The following is a 15588-nucleotide window of genomic DNA, read 5'->3' as shown; positions in this document are numbered from 1 at the left end:
GATTGGCCGAACGACTCCCTGGCTTCCGTTAAGAACGGAGGCCATCGGCCCTGCCAGGGGTGTCGAATCGGCGGTTAAATCAGGCGCTTGATCGGGAAACAATCAAGCAAAAAATCAGGCCAGCAAGCAGGCTGCAGCGACTCCCTGTTCAAGCGTGCGCAGCGGTGGCACTTCGACCGAACAACGCGCCTCCGCTATAGGACAACGGGTGTGAAAGACGCAACCCGTTGGAGGATTGATCGGACTGGGGATATCGCTGGACAGGATCTGCACGACCTTCGTCCGTTCGATAGCCGGATTCGGCACCGGCACCGCCGATAGCAACGCGCGCGTGTACGGATGCCGCGGACGCGCATAGAGCGAACGTTTGTCGGCGAGCTCCATGACGTGGCCGAGATACATGACCATGACGCGATCCGAGATGTGTTTGACCACGGCCAGATCGTGCGCGATAAAAATCAGCGCGAGCTTCATTTCCTGCTGCAAGGACTTGAGCAAGTTGACGATCTGCGCCTGGATCGAAACGTCGAGCGCCGACACCGGTTCGTCGCAGACGATCAGCTTCGGCTCCACGATCAACGCACGTGCAATCCCGATCCGCTGGCATTGCCCACCCGAAAATTCGTGCGCGTAGCGGTTGATCATCTGCTCGCGCAAGCCGACCTTCGCCATCATCGCGCGCACCCGCTGGTTCATTTCGTCCTTCGACATGCCCGGCCGATGTTCGCGCAACGGCTCCGCAATGATCTGCCCAACCGTCATGCGTGGATCGAGCGAAGCAAGCGGGTCCTGGAAGATCATCTGAATGTCGGCGCGCACGCTGTGCCACTCCTTCGTCGTGGCGCCGCTGAGATCCTTGCCCATCCACACGATTTCACCCTGCGTAGCGGGTATGAGATTGAGGATGGCGCGTGACAGCGTTGACTTGCCGCAGCCCGATTCACCGACCACGCCGAGCGTCTCACCGGCCTTCAGATCGAAACTCACGCCGTCCACGGCCTTCAGCGTGCGCGACGGCGCCCACGGCAACTTGCTCTTCGCCTTGACGTTGAAATGAACCCGGACGTCACGTACTGACAGGATGGTTTGCTCAGACATGGGCCACCTCGTGCAACGACTTCATCTCTTCGACCGGGCGATTGCAGGCGCGCAGCCAGGTGGTGTCGCCGCCGAACGATTCGAGCGGCGGGACTGCTTCAGCGCACCGCTGGCTTGCATCTATGCAGCGCTCCTGGAACGGACATCCCGACGGTGGATGCGCCATGTTTGGCGGGTTGCCCGGAATGCCGACTAGCGGCGCGTCGCTCTGGTCGAGCCGCGGCAATGCGCGCAGCAAACCGATGGTATAGGGATGCGAAGGACGCGCGAACAGGTTGTCTGCATTGCACTGTTCCATCACGCGGCCGCCGTACATGACCATGACCTGTTCGCACAGACCGGCGACCACGCCGAGGTCATGGGTGATCAGCACGATCGCCGTGCCGAAGTCGTGTTGCAGGTTGCGCAGGAGCTGAAGGATCTGCGCCTGGACGGTGACGTCGAGCGCGGTGGTCGGTTCGTCGGCAAACAGCACTTGCGGCTCGCACAGCAGCGCCATGGCGATCATCACGCGCTGGCGCATGCCGCCGGACAGTTCATGCGGGTATTGATCAATTCGATGCGCGGCTTCGGGAATGCGCACCGCTTCCAGCATTTCGATTGAGCGCTTCTTCGCGGCGCGGCGCGTCATGTTCTTGTGCAGCTCAAGCACTTCCGTCATCTGGCGTTCGATTGTCAGATACGGATTCAGCGACGTCATGGGGTCCTGGAAGATCATGGAAAGCTTGTTGCCGCGAATGCGGTTCAGCTTTTTCGCCGGCATGGTCAGCAGGTTCTCACCCTGATAGATCGCACTGCCCTTTGCACGGCCGTTCGTCGCCAGCAGCCCGAGCATGGCGAGCACGCTCTGGCTCTTGCCCGAACCCGATTCGCCGACAATGCCCAGCGTGCTGCCTTCCTCCAGGTCAAAACTGACGCCGTTGACTGCGCGGACCACGGCGTCGGGCGAGTCAAAGGCGACTTCCAGATTATTTACCTTGAGCAGTGACATGGTGCTTACCGATCCTTCGGGTCGAGCGCGTCGCGCAGACCGTCGCCAACAAAGTTGATGCAATACAGCGTTACCGACAACAACGCCGCCGGGAACAGGAGGATCCAGGGTGCCGTTTCCATCACGCCAACGCCATCCTGAATCAGCACGCCCCAACTGGTCATGGGCTCCTGAACGCCGAGTCCAAGAAACGATAGCACGGACTCCGTAAGAATAACGCCAGGAACCGTAACCGTTGTGTAAATAGCGACAATGCCGAGCAGGTTCGGAACGATGTGCCGCAGGATGATGCCGCTGGTAGAAACGCCAATAGCACGCGCCGCTTCGATGTATTCCTTGGAGCGGATGGCGAGCGTCTGGCCACGTACGACACGCGCCATGTCCATCCACGAAAACACGGTAATCGTAAGTACCACGAGGTAAAACTCGCGACCGAGCAGCGTGACCATCAGGATGGCGATCAGCAGGTACGGGATTGCGTACATCATGTCGACAATACGCATCATGGCGTTGTCCACGCGGCCGCCGACGAAGCCCGCAATCGCGCCCCACACAATGCCGAGCGTGACGGACGTCAGCGTGGCGAGCCCGCCGATCATCAGCGAGACGCGGCCGCCAATCAGGCAGCGCACGAGCAGGTCGCGGCCGGTATCGTCGGTGCCGAACAGGTGCCAGTTGGCAAACGTTGGCGTGGAACTCATCATGTTCCAGTCGGTGGAATCGAAGGCGTTCGGCAGCAGCATGGGGCCGATCGCACAGGCCAGCGTGATCAGCAGCAGGATCACGAGACTGGCCACGGCGGCCTTGTTGCGCGCAAAGCGCATCCGGGCGTCCTGCCAGGGACTGCGGCCTGCCACCGGCACGGCCAGCACGCTCTCGAGCGCGGGGACGAGCGTTCCTTGTTTCATTACGGACCTCATGCTGGTTGACTCATTATTTCAGTAGCGGATTTTCGGATCGAGCCACGCATAGGCGAGATCGACCAGCAGATTGAGCAGGACCGCGACCACCGTCACCAGCACGACCAGTCCCAGCACGAGCGTGTAATCACGATTGGCCGCACCGTTCACGATCAGCTTGCCGATTCCCGGCAACGAAAACACGGACTCGGTCACCACTGCTGCCGTAATAGAGCCGATCGCGAGCGGACCGATCACCGACACCACGGGAATCATGGTCGGCCGCAGCGCATGGCGCAGCACGACCGTCCAGCGCGACAAGCCCTTGGCGTAAGCGGTTCGAATGTAGTTGGTGTTCATCACTTCGATCAGGCTGCCGCGTGTCACGCGCCCCACGGTCGCCACGTTGATGATGGTGAGCAGCGCGATGGGCAGCACCATGTAGCGCACATGAAAGCCGTTCCAGCCGCCGGCAGGCAGCCATTTCAGCAGGATGGCGAACACGAGGATCAGCACTGGTCCGATCACGAACGAAGGGAACGCACTCCCCGCGTTGCCTATGATCATCAGCAGGTAATCCGCCGGGCTGTTGCGATACAGCGCGGCGACAATGCCGAGCACCACACCGAACACAATAGCGAGCACCATCGATACACCGCCAATAGTCAGCGACACCGGCAACGCACGCAGCACGAGGTCGTTGACGCTCCAGTCGGCGTATCGGAACGATGCCCCCAGGTCGCCGTGCAGCAAACTGTTGAGATACAGCAAATACTGCTTCCACAGCGGCTCGCCAAGATGGTATTTCGCCTGCAAGTTGGCGAGCACCTCGGCGGACACCTTGCGTTCACCGTCGAACGGGCCGCCCGGCGTAGCGTGCAGCAGCAGATAGCACACTGTAATAACAATCAGCAGCGTAGGCACTGTCAACAGCACGCGCCTCAACGTATAAGACCACATGGGACATCTCTCCTGGCGGCGCCGTGACCAAGCACGTCACGGCAACCGCCTCTTGCTGTTTGCTGGATAGGTTTGGCAGGCCGGCGTGGTGCTCAATGCGCCACGATATACATGTCCTTGCTGCGATAACGGTCCATCGGATTCTTCACCGAATATCCGCCCACATAGCTTTTTACCAACCGGACCGTGGTGTATTGCAGCAGCGGCAGGATCGGATAGTCATCCATCACCAGCTTCGCGGCCTGCGTTTGCAACTGCGTGCGCTTAACCTGGTCCGTGGTTTCGTTCGCTTCTTTGATCAGCGCGTCGGCCTTGGGATTGCAATTGCCGCTGTCGTTCTGGTCCGAACCGCACTGCACGAGTTGCAGGAACGTGGTCGCGTCGTTATAGTCCGCGACCCAGCCGTTACGTGCGATCTGGTAGTCGCCGGTATGACGCTTCTTCAGCAGCACCTTGAATTCCATTGCATCGATCTGGGTGTCAAGACCGAGCTTCGTTTTCCACTCGGAGGCCGCAAAAATAGCCATTTTCTTGTGATAGTCGCTGGTGTTCAGCGCGAAGTGCAGCGTCGTGCCCGGCTTTACGCCTGCTTGCGCGAGGAGCTTTTTCGCTTCGTCGACGCGCTTGTCCATCGGCCATGTGGACCAGTCGTAGGCCGTCACGTCAGCACCCTTCACACCTTTCACGATAACCCCATACGCGGGAATCTGACCGTCCGCGGTCACGCGTTGCGCGAGGATATCGCGGTCAATCACCATGGAAAGCGCCTGACGCACGCGCACGTCCTTGAGCAACGGGTCCTTGTTGTTGAACGAGTAGTAGCGCAGTCCGAGCATGGGTGCGATCTTCATGTCGGCGGCAAACTGCTGCTTGTATTTCGGGTACATGCCGGACGGTAATTGATACACCCAGTCGTTGTCGCCCGACTGGAACAGCTTGATGTCCGTGGTCTCGCTTTCGACCGGAAGGTACGTCACTTGCGACAACTGCACGTGGGCTGCGTCCCAGTATTGCGGGTTACGCGCCAGCACGAGCTTGTTGTTCACCTGCCAGTCCTTGAGCATGAACGCGCCGTTGCTTACGAGCTTGCCGGGCTTGGTCCAGTCCTTGCCGTACTTGTCGACGGTGGCTTTGTTCAGCGGACCCAGGTTCGTATTCGACATCAGTTCCGGGATGAACGACACCGGATAAGGCGTCTTGATCTCGACTGTGTACGGGTCGATTGCGCGTACGCCCAGCGTGTCCGGCGACTTCTTGCCCGCCACGATGTCAGCACCGTTCAGCAAGAAGATGCCAAACGTATTGGCGTACGGCGAAGCAATCTTCGGGTCGACCAGACGCTGGCATCCGTACACGAAATCGCCCGCGACAACCGGCTCGCCGTTCGACCACTTCGCATTCTTTCGCAGATGGAAGATCCACGTGGTTGCATCCTTCTGCTCCCATTTTTCCGCTACGCCCGGCACGACGGTGCCGTCGGCATCGGTTGCGGTCAGCCCTTCGAACAGATCGCGCGTGACGTTGTTGGACGGCACGCTCTCGGCCAGGTTCGGATCGAGCGTCTCGACCTCGGACGCGTTGTTGCGCACCAGTTCCTGCTTGGCCGCGAGCTGCACGCCGGGCGGCACGATAGCCGCATGAGCCAGATGAACGGTGCTTGCAGCTGCAACGCAGACACTCGCGGCAATGACGGTGAGCCACTTGCTGGAAACGCGGCGATCGACAGCATCGCCCGGCCGATAAAACGCGTCAACGCGGGTGCTACGGGCAACACGAACTGCAAACAACGTCATGGGAATCCTTATTATTTATCTGTTCATCAAGCACTCAGCGCTGGAGCATAAGGGCTTTTGACCCTGCGCAACATGGCGATGCGTGCCGTTATGTGTAGCTATTTGTCGCTATGTACCGCGGTTCGCGTGCCGAAGCAGACGAACGGCGGCCAGCATCTTAGCCCACCTAACATTTCACTTTCGAATCTACCGTTCGAGGATCGGCATTGTGTGCGTCGCCTCTCGCGCATTCGATTCCCTCTTAACCTCTCACCTTCAATCAGCTTCAAAAAACTTTACACATATCGTACGAACCAACGGCGGAACCGAGTTCGCCGGGAGTATTTCAGAGCAATAAAGTGGAATCCACTCACATGTGGTTATAGGCCATGTGTTTTGGGTATAGGTTCGCGCCGCTCGCTTCCCACTTACGCTTTATCTACGCGCGCGTGGCCGTAAATCAGCAGGCACCTTTAGTTCGCGCTACCATCGGCGTCCTTGAGATTCATGCAGGGTGATTCAATACAATGATCCGTTTTCGCCAGATAGAAGCTTTCCGCTCGTTGATCATGACGGGTACCAGCGTAGGTGCAGCGCGAGCGCTGCACGTCACTCAGCCGGCGATCAGCCGCCTGATCGCCGATTTAGAGGCTGACCTCGGTTTTAGCCTGTTCAGCCGCATAGGCGGGCGCTTGAATCCGACAAACGCCGGGTTGCGCTTTTTTAAGTCGGTCGAAGAGAACTTCCTGGGACTTGAACGCCTGAAGCAAGTCGCCGAAATCATTCGCGACGAGGCGTCCGAAGGACTGACCGTTGCCTGCTTGCCGGTGCTTGCAAGCACCTTGTTGCCGCCTATCCTGGCCGACTTCGTCGAACGCCATCCGGGTGTGCCCATTCGTGTCGATTCCGTAAAAGTCCCGGAGGTGCTGACGATCCTGCAAAACCATAAGGCCGATGTCGCCATCAGCCAGGCGTTTGCAACCGTTGCGGGGATCGAGGTGGAAAAGTTGCTGCACGCGCGGGCGCAGTGCGCAATGCCGGCCTCGCATCGGCTGGCGAAGAAAAAAACCGTGCGCGCACAGGATCTTCGCGGCGAACGCATCATCGGCTGGCTGCCGAATTCAAGGCAACCTTATGCGGCCGAGCAATCGTTGTTCGCAGCCGGCGAAGACCGGGCAAACTACACCGTGATGACCGATACCGCACACACGCGTTATGCGATGGTCGCGGGTGGTCTGGGTATCTCGATCGTCGAACCGTTCGCGGCGAAGGTGTGGCGCGCGCATGGCGTGGTCGTGCGGCCGTTCGATGCCGCGATCGAATATGAATACGTGCTGTCGTATCCGAGCAGCGGTATACGCTCGGATCTGGTCGCTTCGTTCCGCGAGTCGGTACTGCGTGTTGTGGCAACGTACGACCTTGACGAAGCACCCGCATCCGTGGGCGTCGAGGCCTGACGAACGACGCGGGCGTTGGGCCTTGTGCAAGCGCTTTGTGTCTGCTTCATGCCGTCAGCCTGACGGCGAGACACTATCGATCAAGGTCCCGGTCACCTCCCGTGGCCGAACGAATCCCGCAACCGGATGGATCGTGCAATTTGCTTCCCTGCACGCCGGGCCATCACGGCCCGGCTCCGGATGAAGCACGGGCTTCCCACCCTTTCGGAATCAATTACGCCCGTGGTATAAGCCCCGGAGCGACTCTGCCTAGGCCTTTCGCCCGAAAAGGCGACGGCGCAAGACTCGGGGCAAGACTCGGGGCAAGACTGTTACCCACGCGCGCACCCATTTTCAGGAGGATCCAAAGATGTCCATGAAGAAGTCCGTGAGTTCACTGCATCGGACACGTCCGTTCGCACTTGGAACGCTCGCTGCTGCAACATTTTCGCTCTCGCTCGGGTTTGTCGAAAGCACGCCCGCTTACGCAAAAGTCGCAGCCCAACCCGCAGTCCTGACGGCTTCAGCAGTAGCAGTCGCCGATAAGTTCGCAGCCGACGCCGCCGAACAGGTCCTCAAGGAAGGCGGCAATGCCGTCGATGCAGCCGTTGCGATCGCCTTCACGCTGGCGGTGACGTATCCGGAAGCGGGCAACCTGGGTGGCGGCGGTTTCATGACGCTCTACGTGGATCATCGTCCGTACTTCCTCGACTATCGTGAGCGCGCCCCGATTGCAGCCACGAAGAACATGTATCTCGACGACAAAGGCGAAGTCATCAAGGGCATGAGCCTGTACGGGTATCGCGCAGTCGGCGTGCCGGGCACGGTGTCGGGAATGTGGGAAGCACAGAAGCGCTTTGGCAAGCTGAAATGGAAACAGGTCGTCGCGCCCGCGATCAAGTACGCGCAAGACGGCTTTGAAGTCAGCGACCAGTTGCAGGAACGCAAGGACGCCGCATCGAAGGACTTCGCCGGCAAGACCAATTTCGACAGTTATTTCGGAACCCTGAATAAAGGCGTGAACTTCAAGCAGCCGGAACTGGCTGCCACGCTTCAACGTATCTCGGACAAGGGTGCGAAGGGTTTTTATGAAGGCCAGACGGCGGACTTGATCTCGACGGCCATGGCGGGTCACGGCTTGATCACGTCGCAGGACCTGAAGGAATACAAGGCGGTCTGGCGGCAGCCGGTGCTCGCGAGCTGGAACGGTTATAGAGTCATCACCGCGCCGCCGCCGAGTTCCGGCGGTATCGGTCTTGTTCAGTTGCTGAAGATGAAGGCCGATCTCAAGGACAAATATGCCAACGTCCCGCTCAATTCCGCGCAATACATTCACCTGACCGCGGAAATTGAGAAGCGCGTGTTCGCGGATCGCGCCCAGTATCTTGGCGACCCTGACTTCTACAAGGTGCCGGTCGCGCAACTGATCGACGATGACTACATCCTGAAGCGCGCGTCCGAGGTCAATCCCGACACGCCGTCGGATACCAAGAGCGTCGTTCCGGGCCTGGGCACGACGATGCCTGAAAAAGCAGAAACCACGCACTTCTCGGTCGTCGACAAGTGGGGCAACGCGGTATCGAATACGTACACCATCAACGGCTATTTTGGCTCGGGCGTGGTGGTGGACGGCACGGGTGTCGTGCTGAACGACGAGATGGACGACTTCTCCTCGAAGCCGGGCGTGGCGAACATGTTCGGCGTCGTAGGCAGCGACGCCAACGCCATCGAACCGCGCAAGCGCCCGCTTTCCTCGATGACACCGACCATCCTCACGAAGGACGATCAGGTTGCGATGGTGATCGGGACGCCGGGCGGTTCGCGTATCTTTACATCGATCTTTCAGGTGATCAGCAACGTCTACGACTTCTCCATGCCCTTGCCCGACGCCGTGGCAGCGATGCGCTTTCATCACCAGTTGCTGCCGCCGAACACGATCTTCTGGGAGCCGTACAAACCCATTGACGGCGATCTCGCGAAGGAACTCGAAGCGAAGGGCTATACGCTCGCAAAACAGGGCTTCAATGGCGATATCCAGGTCATCAAGATCGATGACAAGACGCCAGAACCGGTCGCCGATCCGCGTGGCCGCGGCGTGACGCGCGTGATCCAGTAACGGGTCGAATCAGCGCACCAGCTTCAAGGTCAGTTCCAGTTGGACAAAAGGGCCAGGGTCATTCGAGACCTGGCCCTTTTGCATTTATTCCGTATGCGCGTTCCGCTAAAGCCGACCTGAAAGGGACCTTATAAGGATCGCGGCATGACTGGAATCCCATTTTTGAGATTGGAGGCGGCTTAATGTTGCCCTAGTCTCTGTGCTGGCCCCAGTCCAATGCGTTGGCTCCCGCCAACACAACAAATAAACCTATCGAGACGACCCTGAAGACGGCGTGCCCCGGTCTGTCAACGACTGCCGGCCCGCTTGTTTCAGCCTGCTGATAAAGGAGAACAGCTCATGATGGAACCCCACGCCCAGCCGCTTGGCGGCATCGACATCCAGGATGACGCACCCGCGTCCCAATCAAGTGGATTGATCGACCGATACTTTCAAATCAGTGCGCGCGGCAGTACGCAGCGGCGCGAAGTCATTGCCGGAGTGACTACTTTCCTGGCGATGGTTTATTCCGTGTTCGTCGTCCCGGCCATGCTCGGCAAGGCCGGCTTCGACACCCGGGCCGTCTTCGTAGCGGTTTGCCTGACAACCGCGTTCGGCTCGCTCTTGATGGGCATCTGGGCGCGCCTGCCGATTGCGATCGGCTGTGCAATCTCGCTCACCGCGTTCACCGCGTTCGGGCTGGTACTAGGCAAAGGGCTCTCGCCGGCGGTCGCGCTCGGCGCTGTGTTCCTGATGGGCGTCACCTTCACGGCGATCTCCGTCACGGGCGTGCGCTCGTGGATCCTGCGTAATCTTCCGGCAGGCGTGGCACATGGGACGGGGATCGGTATCGGCTTGTTCTTGCTGCTGATTGCATCGAACGATGTTGGCCTGATCGTCAAGAATCCGGGCGCGGGTTTGCCTGTTTCGCTTGGCCATATCACGGCGTTTCCCGTCTTGATGTCGATCCTCGGACTCGCTGCGATCATCGGGCTGGAACGCCGGCGCGTACCGGGAGGCATCTTGCTGGTGGTGGTCGGGCTGTCGGCGTTGGGACTCGCCTTCGATCCCGCCGTCCGTTTTACCGGCGTGTTCGCATGGCCCGCGCTGAGCGCGCCTGGACATGCATCGCTGATCGGGGCCATGGACATTCGCGGCGCGCTGTCGCTGGCCGTGTTGCCTAGTGTGTTCGCGCTGGTGATGACCGCCGTCTTCGATGCCACGGGCACGATTCGCGCGGTTGCGGGACAAGCCGGTCAGATCGACGATAAAGGCCGGATTGTGAACGGCGGCCGTGCGTTGACGGCGGACTCGGTCAGCTCGATTGTCGCTGCTTGCCTGGGCGGTGCGCCGGCTGCGGCTTATATTGAATCGACGGTGGGCGTGGCGGCGGGCGCGAAGTCGGGCCTGGCGGCAGCAACCGTTGGCGTGATGTTCCTGTTGGTGATGTTCTTCTCGCCGCTCGCTGGGCTCGTGCCGTCTTACGCTACGGCGCCGGCCCTGATGTATGTCGGCCTGCTGATGCTCGCCAGCGTGAGCAAGCTTCACATGGACGACCTTGTCGACACCATGTCGGGTCTCGTCTGCGCCGTATTCATCGTGCTGTCGGCGAATATTGTGACCGGCATCATGCTCGGCTTCTGCACGCTCGTGATCGGGCGCGTGGTAGCCGGCGAATACAAGAAGCTCAACGTTGGAACGGTGGTGATTGCCGCAGTGCTTGCCGTGTTTTATCTCGGCGGATGGGCAATCTGACCTGACGGCTGACGCGCATTTAGCACAGTCAGCTTTCTGCTGCCATAGGTTGCCGGCGATTTTCCCGGCAACCTTTTTCACTTCTGCCAGATCGCCTGATCGACTCTCGAGAGCGATGAAACGGCTCAATCGGTATGTCGACTCAACGGCTGGTCAACCTGCAGCCGATTTACTTCCGGCGATACGCTTCAGCCAGCACTGCGCAGTTTTGCAGATGCAGGTTCAGCGCGTGAGCGGCTTCGCGGCGAACGACGGCCTTGGCCTTGCGGAACCAGGAACCGAACGAAACGACGAGCGAACTTTGAGCAGTGGTTTTCATGAGAGCACCTCAGCGAAGCTAGGGATTAACCGTTAGGGAATACCCTTATTATACGCATTCGATGCTGCATTGCAAAAAGATTTTTGAGATCGACGGCGACGCGAAGCGCCAAGTGAAGCGTGAACGCAACAACGCGTCCTTTCGGGCCTGAACTGCCCCCTTTCATCGTTTCAACCGCCGATTCCAGGCCCCAACAACGCGCGCGGGACCACTTACTGGGCGCGCGCCTAACGAGATCGCGGATCGGCTCAAGGCACAACCGACAGGAACAAGAACGTCGCGAAAATGACCAGGTGAACCACGCCTTGAAGCAGCGTCGAGCGCCCGGTTCCAAGCGTCAAGACGCTCACGATCAAGGTCAGTGCGAGCAAGACGATTTCCTTCGGCCCCAGACCCAGCGCAATCGGCTGGCTGATTGCCAGCGATACCATCGCCACGGCCGGAATGGTCAGTCCAATGCTCGCCAGCGCCGACCCAAGCGCCAGGTTCAAGCTCGTCTGCAAGCGGTTAAGCCGTGCCGCGCGAATTGCGGCGACGCCTTCTGGCAACAGTACCAGCGCAGCGATCACGACACCCACCACCGCTTCAGGCGCGCCCGCACGGGCAACGCCGGCTTCGACCGCTGGCGAAAGCAATTTCGCCAGCCCGACCACCGAAATCAGCGACAGCAGCAGCAAACCGCCAGCGGCCAGCGCATATCCGTTGGTTGGCAGCGGCGCGTGAACATCGTCGGATTCGCCTTTGTTCGGATCGAGTGCAGGCACGGGCGGCAGGAAATAGTCGCGATGGCGCACCGTCTGCACAAACACGAACACCACATAAAGCACGAGCGACGTCACGCCCACGAACACCAGTTGCGACGTCGACAGCCCCGGCCCGATCACCGTGCTGGTGAAATCCGGCAAAACCATGGTCAGGACCGACAGTGCACAGAGAACCGCGAGCGTCGCGCTTGCACCCTGCAACTGGAAATTCTGCTCGTGATGGCGCATGCCGCCCACGAGCAGGCACAGCCCGACAATCCCATTGCACACGATCATGATCGTGGCGAACACCGTGTCGCGCGGCAACGCTGCTTTATCCGGACCGCCAGTCAGCATGACGGAGACAATCAACGCTACTTCGATCACCGTGACCGCGATCGCGAGCACCAGCGTGCCAAACGGCTCGCCAACGCGATGCGCCACCACTTCAGCGTGATGGATCGCAGCGAATACGGCGAACGCGAGAGCGATGGCGGAGAGTATCAACAGGAAGCCGTTCGGCATGGCGAACGTCAGTCCGAGGATGACAAGTGCGGCAAATGGCGCGATGCACGTCCAGTCCAGCTTGAATTTCATCGATGCTCCAGGGCGGTGCTGCGTGTGGATCGAAACGTCAGGAAGGTTGATCGGATCCAGTTTTCAGTCCGGCCCGATTACTTGAACTGCCGTCAGATTACAGGTTCTTGGCCCGCGCGGCCCGTTGCAGGGCGAGCTCAGGGCTTGATTAGGCCTTGCTTGGGGCTTGCTTGGGGCTTGCAACAACCGCCTGAAGATGCATTGCCGGCTGCGCTCAGCGTTCCTGCTTCCGAAACGTTGGGGAACCGTAAACCGTTACGCATCAGTGAGTTGGCGACTGCTCACGCACGTTGTCCACACGGCTATCCACAAAAAATGTGGATAAGTCGCTCTCCGGATTTTAATCGCTGGCGTGTGTCAGATGACTATGCGCGAGGTAGATCTGAAAGGCCGTGAGATAACCAACGGCCCCAAAACTCCGCGCACAAAAGAAAGGGCGCGGCCCGTTTCGCGGCCACGCCCTAGAGTTGCTCAGTCACTCAGTCAGTCTGTTAAAACCAGACTCACTCGATGAATTCCGTGTTCAACGTAATCTTCGCGTTTCCAGCGAACAGCTTTGACACCGGGCAACCCTCTTTCGCCGCGTTGGCGAGCTTCTCGAAGGTGGCTTTGTCGGTGCCGGGCACCTTCCCCTTCAAATCCAGATGACAGGCGGTGATGGAGAACCCTTCACCGTCCTTGTCCAGCGTCACGGTAGACTTCGTCTCCAGGCTTTCGGCCGTGAGCCCCGCCTGCGTGAGCTGCAGGGACAGCGCCATCGTGAAACATCCTGAATGCGCCGCGCCGATCAGCTCTTCCGGATTCGTTCCGGGACCGCCTTCGAAACGGGCCGCGAAGCCATAAGGCGCGTCTTTCAGCACACCGGTTTGCGTCGAAATGTAACCTTTACCGTCCTTGATGCCACCACTCCATTTTGCCGATGCTGTCTTTTGCACGAGTGTTCTCCAGAAAGTCAGGGTGGATATGCCGCGCGAACCAGCCGCAGCATGGAATCGACCGCCAAGCCGGCTGACATGGGCTGTCGGCTTTGACGCGCCATCGGAGTGAAGAGAAGCACACAGGATGCCCGAAAGCACCGCGGGTGTGTTGCCGGATCCGTTCCGGCGCGCCCCCTTAAAGGAGGATAGATGGGTCCGCAAGTCGTTGAAGTCTCTGAAGATCGTGATTTACCCGAGCGCGTCGATGTTGTTGTTATCGGCGGCGGCATTATTGGCGTGAGCACAGCCCTCTATCTCGCCGCGAAGGGCCTCTCGGTAGCGGTCTGCGAAAAAGGCGCGATTGCCGGCGAGCAATCGAGCCGTAACTGGGGCTGGTGCCGCGCGACGCATCGCGACTTGCGCGAACTGGAACTCAGTATCGAAAGCCTCAAGCTGTGGCGCGAGCTGGACCGGACGCTCGGCATTGACACGGGGTTCCGGCAATGCGGCATCCTCTATGCCGCCGACGACCCCAAGTCCCTCGCCGATCACGAAAGCTGGCTGGCGCGCGCCGTGAGCCTGGTAGGCCGTGAGGGTATCGATTCCCGTATCACGTCGCGCGACGAGACCGCCGCGTTGATGCCGGGCGTCGCGCGCGCGTTTCCTGGCGGCATCTACACGGCTTCCGACGGCCGCGCGGAGCCACAGCGCGCGGCACCGGCCATCGCCCACGCGCTGCGTGCCAAGGGCGTGAAGGTTCTAACGCCGTGCGCGGTGCGCGGCATCGAAACAAGTGCTGGCGCGGTCAGTGGCGTTGTGACCGAACATGGCATGATCCGCTGCTCGAGCGTGGTGGTTGCGGGCGGTGCGTGGACACGTTTGTTCGCGGGTAGCGTTGGCGTCGACGTGCCGCAGTTGAGCGTGAGGTCGTCGGTGATGCGCACGGAACCGGTCGATGGCGGCCCTGAGGTCAGTGCTTGCAACCAGACCGTTGGATACCGCAAGCGGCTGGATGGCGGCTACACGATCGCGAATGCGTTTCGCAGCGTGGCCGAGATCACGCCCGACAGCTTCCGGCTATTTCGGCACTATCTGCCGGCGCTGAAAAGCCAGTTCAGGTCGATGGATTTTGCTTTCGGTGAACGCTTTTTCGAGGCATTGCGCCAGCCGCGGACATGGCGGCTCGATCAGCCAACCGTGTTTGAAACCGTTCGCACGCTCGATCCGGCGCCCACGCAAACATTCAACGATGTCGCCATCAACGCATTCCGTGCCCTCTTTCCCGCGCTTGGCGACGTGAAAGTGGCGCAGGCATGGGCGGGTTATATCGATGTCACGCCGGATGCCGTGCCGGTGATTTCGGCCGCGCAACAGGTTCCGGGCATGTTCATCGCCACGGGATTTTCGGGTCACGGATTCGGGATCGGGCCGGGTGCGGGGAAGCTGATGGCCGACATCGTCGCGAACGACAAGCCGTTGGTAGATCCACAAGCATTCCGGCTAAGCCGCTTCAGCGACGGCACGAAGATCGAACTGGATGGCGGGTTTTAATCGCGTAAAGCGCAGGAATGCAATCGCGCGTAGGCGTTTGGCGCAGAACGTGGATTGTTGTAGCGGATCGAGCTTACGCTCTGAATTGATGGTGGCGGCGTGGTCGCCAATTGGAACGTCTCGATGCGCATCGGTCCACGTTGTATGTGCACAGGACCTCTTGCAAGACGGTACAGCGTATCGTCAACTGCCAGCTCCGAGCGGTCGCTCGAAGCCGCTTCAAACCATTACTTGCCGCTGATCACGCGACGTGCTTCGATCTCTGCGAGTTCAAGCGCAGCCTGCTCGGTTTTCACCGGACGTCCACATCCGCGTCCAATTGTCTGCCCGATGGGCCCGTTTACGTGTTCCGTAACAACACGGATATAACCCTTGAACATTGCGCCCGGTGCCGGCATTACGAGTGCCTCGACGGTCTTGTTACCCTTCGTTTCTTTGAATGCCATTGAGGCCCC

General features: G+C 59.9%; 13 protein-coding genes. 4 read left to right on the top strand and 9 right to left on the bottom strand.

Going from position 1 to position 15588, the window contains the following annotated elements:
* Positions 1-114: 114 nt before the first annotated feature.
* The 5 genes from oppF to ACSQ83_RS05890 all read right to left on the bottom strand — a co-directional run bounded on the left by oppF (position 115) and on the right by ACSQ83_RS05890 (position 5741).
* Positions 115-1098 (bottom strand): murein tripeptide/oligopeptide ABC transporter ATP binding protein OppF, encoded by a 984-nt coding sequence (gene oppF, locus ACSQ83_RS05910; RefSeq protein WP_436227508.1) that lies wholly within the window; start codon positions 1096-1098, stop codon positions 115-117.
* Entirely contained in the window at positions 1091-2089 is a 999-nt protein-coding gene (locus ACSQ83_RS05905; protein ID WP_414966728.1) for an ABC transporter ATP-binding protein, read from the bottom strand. Before ACSQ83_RS05905 ends, oppF begins: the two co-directional genes overlap by 8 nt.
* A gap of 5 nt (positions 2090-2094) precedes the next feature.
* The gene (locus tag ACSQ83_RS05900) at positions 2095-2997 is read right to left on the bottom strand and encodes an ABC transporter permease subunit (protein WP_299709631.1); all 903 of its coding nucleotides are present in this window, start codon (positions 2995-2997) and stop codon (positions 2095-2097) included.
* A 30-nt stretch (positions 2998-3027) separates the two neighbouring features.
* The gene (locus ACSQ83_RS05895) at positions 3028-3948 is read right to left on the bottom strand and encodes an ABC transporter permease subunit (RefSeq protein ID WP_299709629.1); all 921 of its coding nucleotides are present in this window, start codon (positions 3946-3948) and stop codon (positions 3028-3030) included.
* A gap of 92 nt (positions 3949-4040) precedes the next feature.
* On the bottom strand, positions 4041-5741 hold the full coding sequence (locus ACSQ83_RS05890) for a peptide ABC transporter substrate-binding protein (protein ID WP_436227507.1): 1701 nt from the start codon (positions 5739-5741) through the stop codon (positions 4041-4043).
* A gap of 506 nt (positions 5742-6247) precedes the next feature.
* Here ACSQ83_RS05890 and ACSQ83_RS05885 point away from each other — a divergent pair.
* From ACSQ83_RS05885 to ACSQ83_RS05875, 3 genes are all read left to right on the top strand, one after another.
* Positions 6248-7177: a LysR substrate-binding domain-containing protein gene (locus tag ACSQ83_RS05885; RefSeq protein ID WP_414954325.1), complete on the top strand. Its 930-nt coding sequence runs from the start codon at positions 6248-6250 to the stop codon at positions 7175-7177.
* A gap of 355 nt (positions 7178-7532) precedes the next feature.
* A complete protein-coding gene (gene ggt / locus ACSQ83_RS05880) occupies positions 7533-9272 on the top strand; it encodes a gamma-glutamyltransferase (RefSeq protein WP_436227686.1) in 1740 nt (579 codons plus the stop codon).
* A 339-nt stretch (positions 9273-9611) separates the two neighbouring features.
* The gene (locus ACSQ83_RS05875) at positions 9612-11006 is read left to right on the top strand and encodes an NCS2 family permease (protein WP_436227506.1); all 1395 of its coding nucleotides are present in this window, start codon (positions 9612-9614) and stop codon (positions 11004-11006) included.
* Between the two features lie 169 nt (positions 11007-11175).
* Here ACSQ83_RS05875 and ACSQ83_RS05870 read toward each other — a convergent pair whose 3' ends face one another.
* The 3 genes from ACSQ83_RS05870 to ACSQ83_RS05860 form a co-directional block, all read right to left on the bottom strand.
* On the bottom strand, positions 11176-11325 hold the full coding sequence (locus ACSQ83_RS05870; RefSeq protein ID WP_213762224.1) for a hypothetical protein: 150 nt from the start codon (positions 11323-11325) through the stop codon (positions 11176-11178).
* A gap of 248 nt (positions 11326-11573) precedes the next feature.
* Positions 11574-12665 (bottom strand): calcium:proton antiporter, encoded by a 1092-nt coding sequence (locus ACSQ83_RS05865; RefSeq protein ID WP_414954323.1) that lies wholly within the window; start codon positions 12663-12665, stop codon positions 11574-11576.
* Positions 12666-13168: 503 nt separating this feature from the next.
* Positions 13169-13600: an OsmC family protein gene (locus tag ACSQ83_RS05860; RefSeq protein WP_436227505.1), complete on the bottom strand. Its 432-nt coding sequence runs from the start codon at positions 13598-13600 to the stop codon at positions 13169-13171.
* Between the two features lie 192 nt (positions 13601-13792).
* On the opposite strand from ACSQ83_RS05860, the gene ACSQ83_RS05855 reads away from it, so the two are divergent.
* Positions 13793-15133: an NAD(P)/FAD-dependent oxidoreductase gene (locus ACSQ83_RS05855; protein WP_436227504.1), complete on the top strand. Its 1341-nt coding sequence runs from the start codon at positions 13793-13795 to the stop codon at positions 15131-15133.
* 227 nt (positions 15134-15360) lie between these two features.
* Here ACSQ83_RS05855 and ACSQ83_RS05850 read toward each other — a convergent pair whose 3' ends face one another.
* Complete coding sequence (locus tag ACSQ83_RS05850) at positions 15361-15579, bottom strand: hypothetical protein (protein WP_158934984.1); 219 nt, start codon at positions 15577-15579, stop codon at positions 15361-15363.
* Between the last annotated feature and the right edge of the window lie 9 nt (positions 15580-15588).

Source organism: Caballeronia sp. LjRoot29 (assembly GCF_964252755.1).
Taxonomy (GTDB): domain Bacteria; phylum Pseudomonadota; class Gammaproteobacteria; order Burkholderiales; family Burkholderiaceae; genus Caballeronia.
This window is presented reverse-complemented; position numbering and strand designations above follow the sequence as displayed.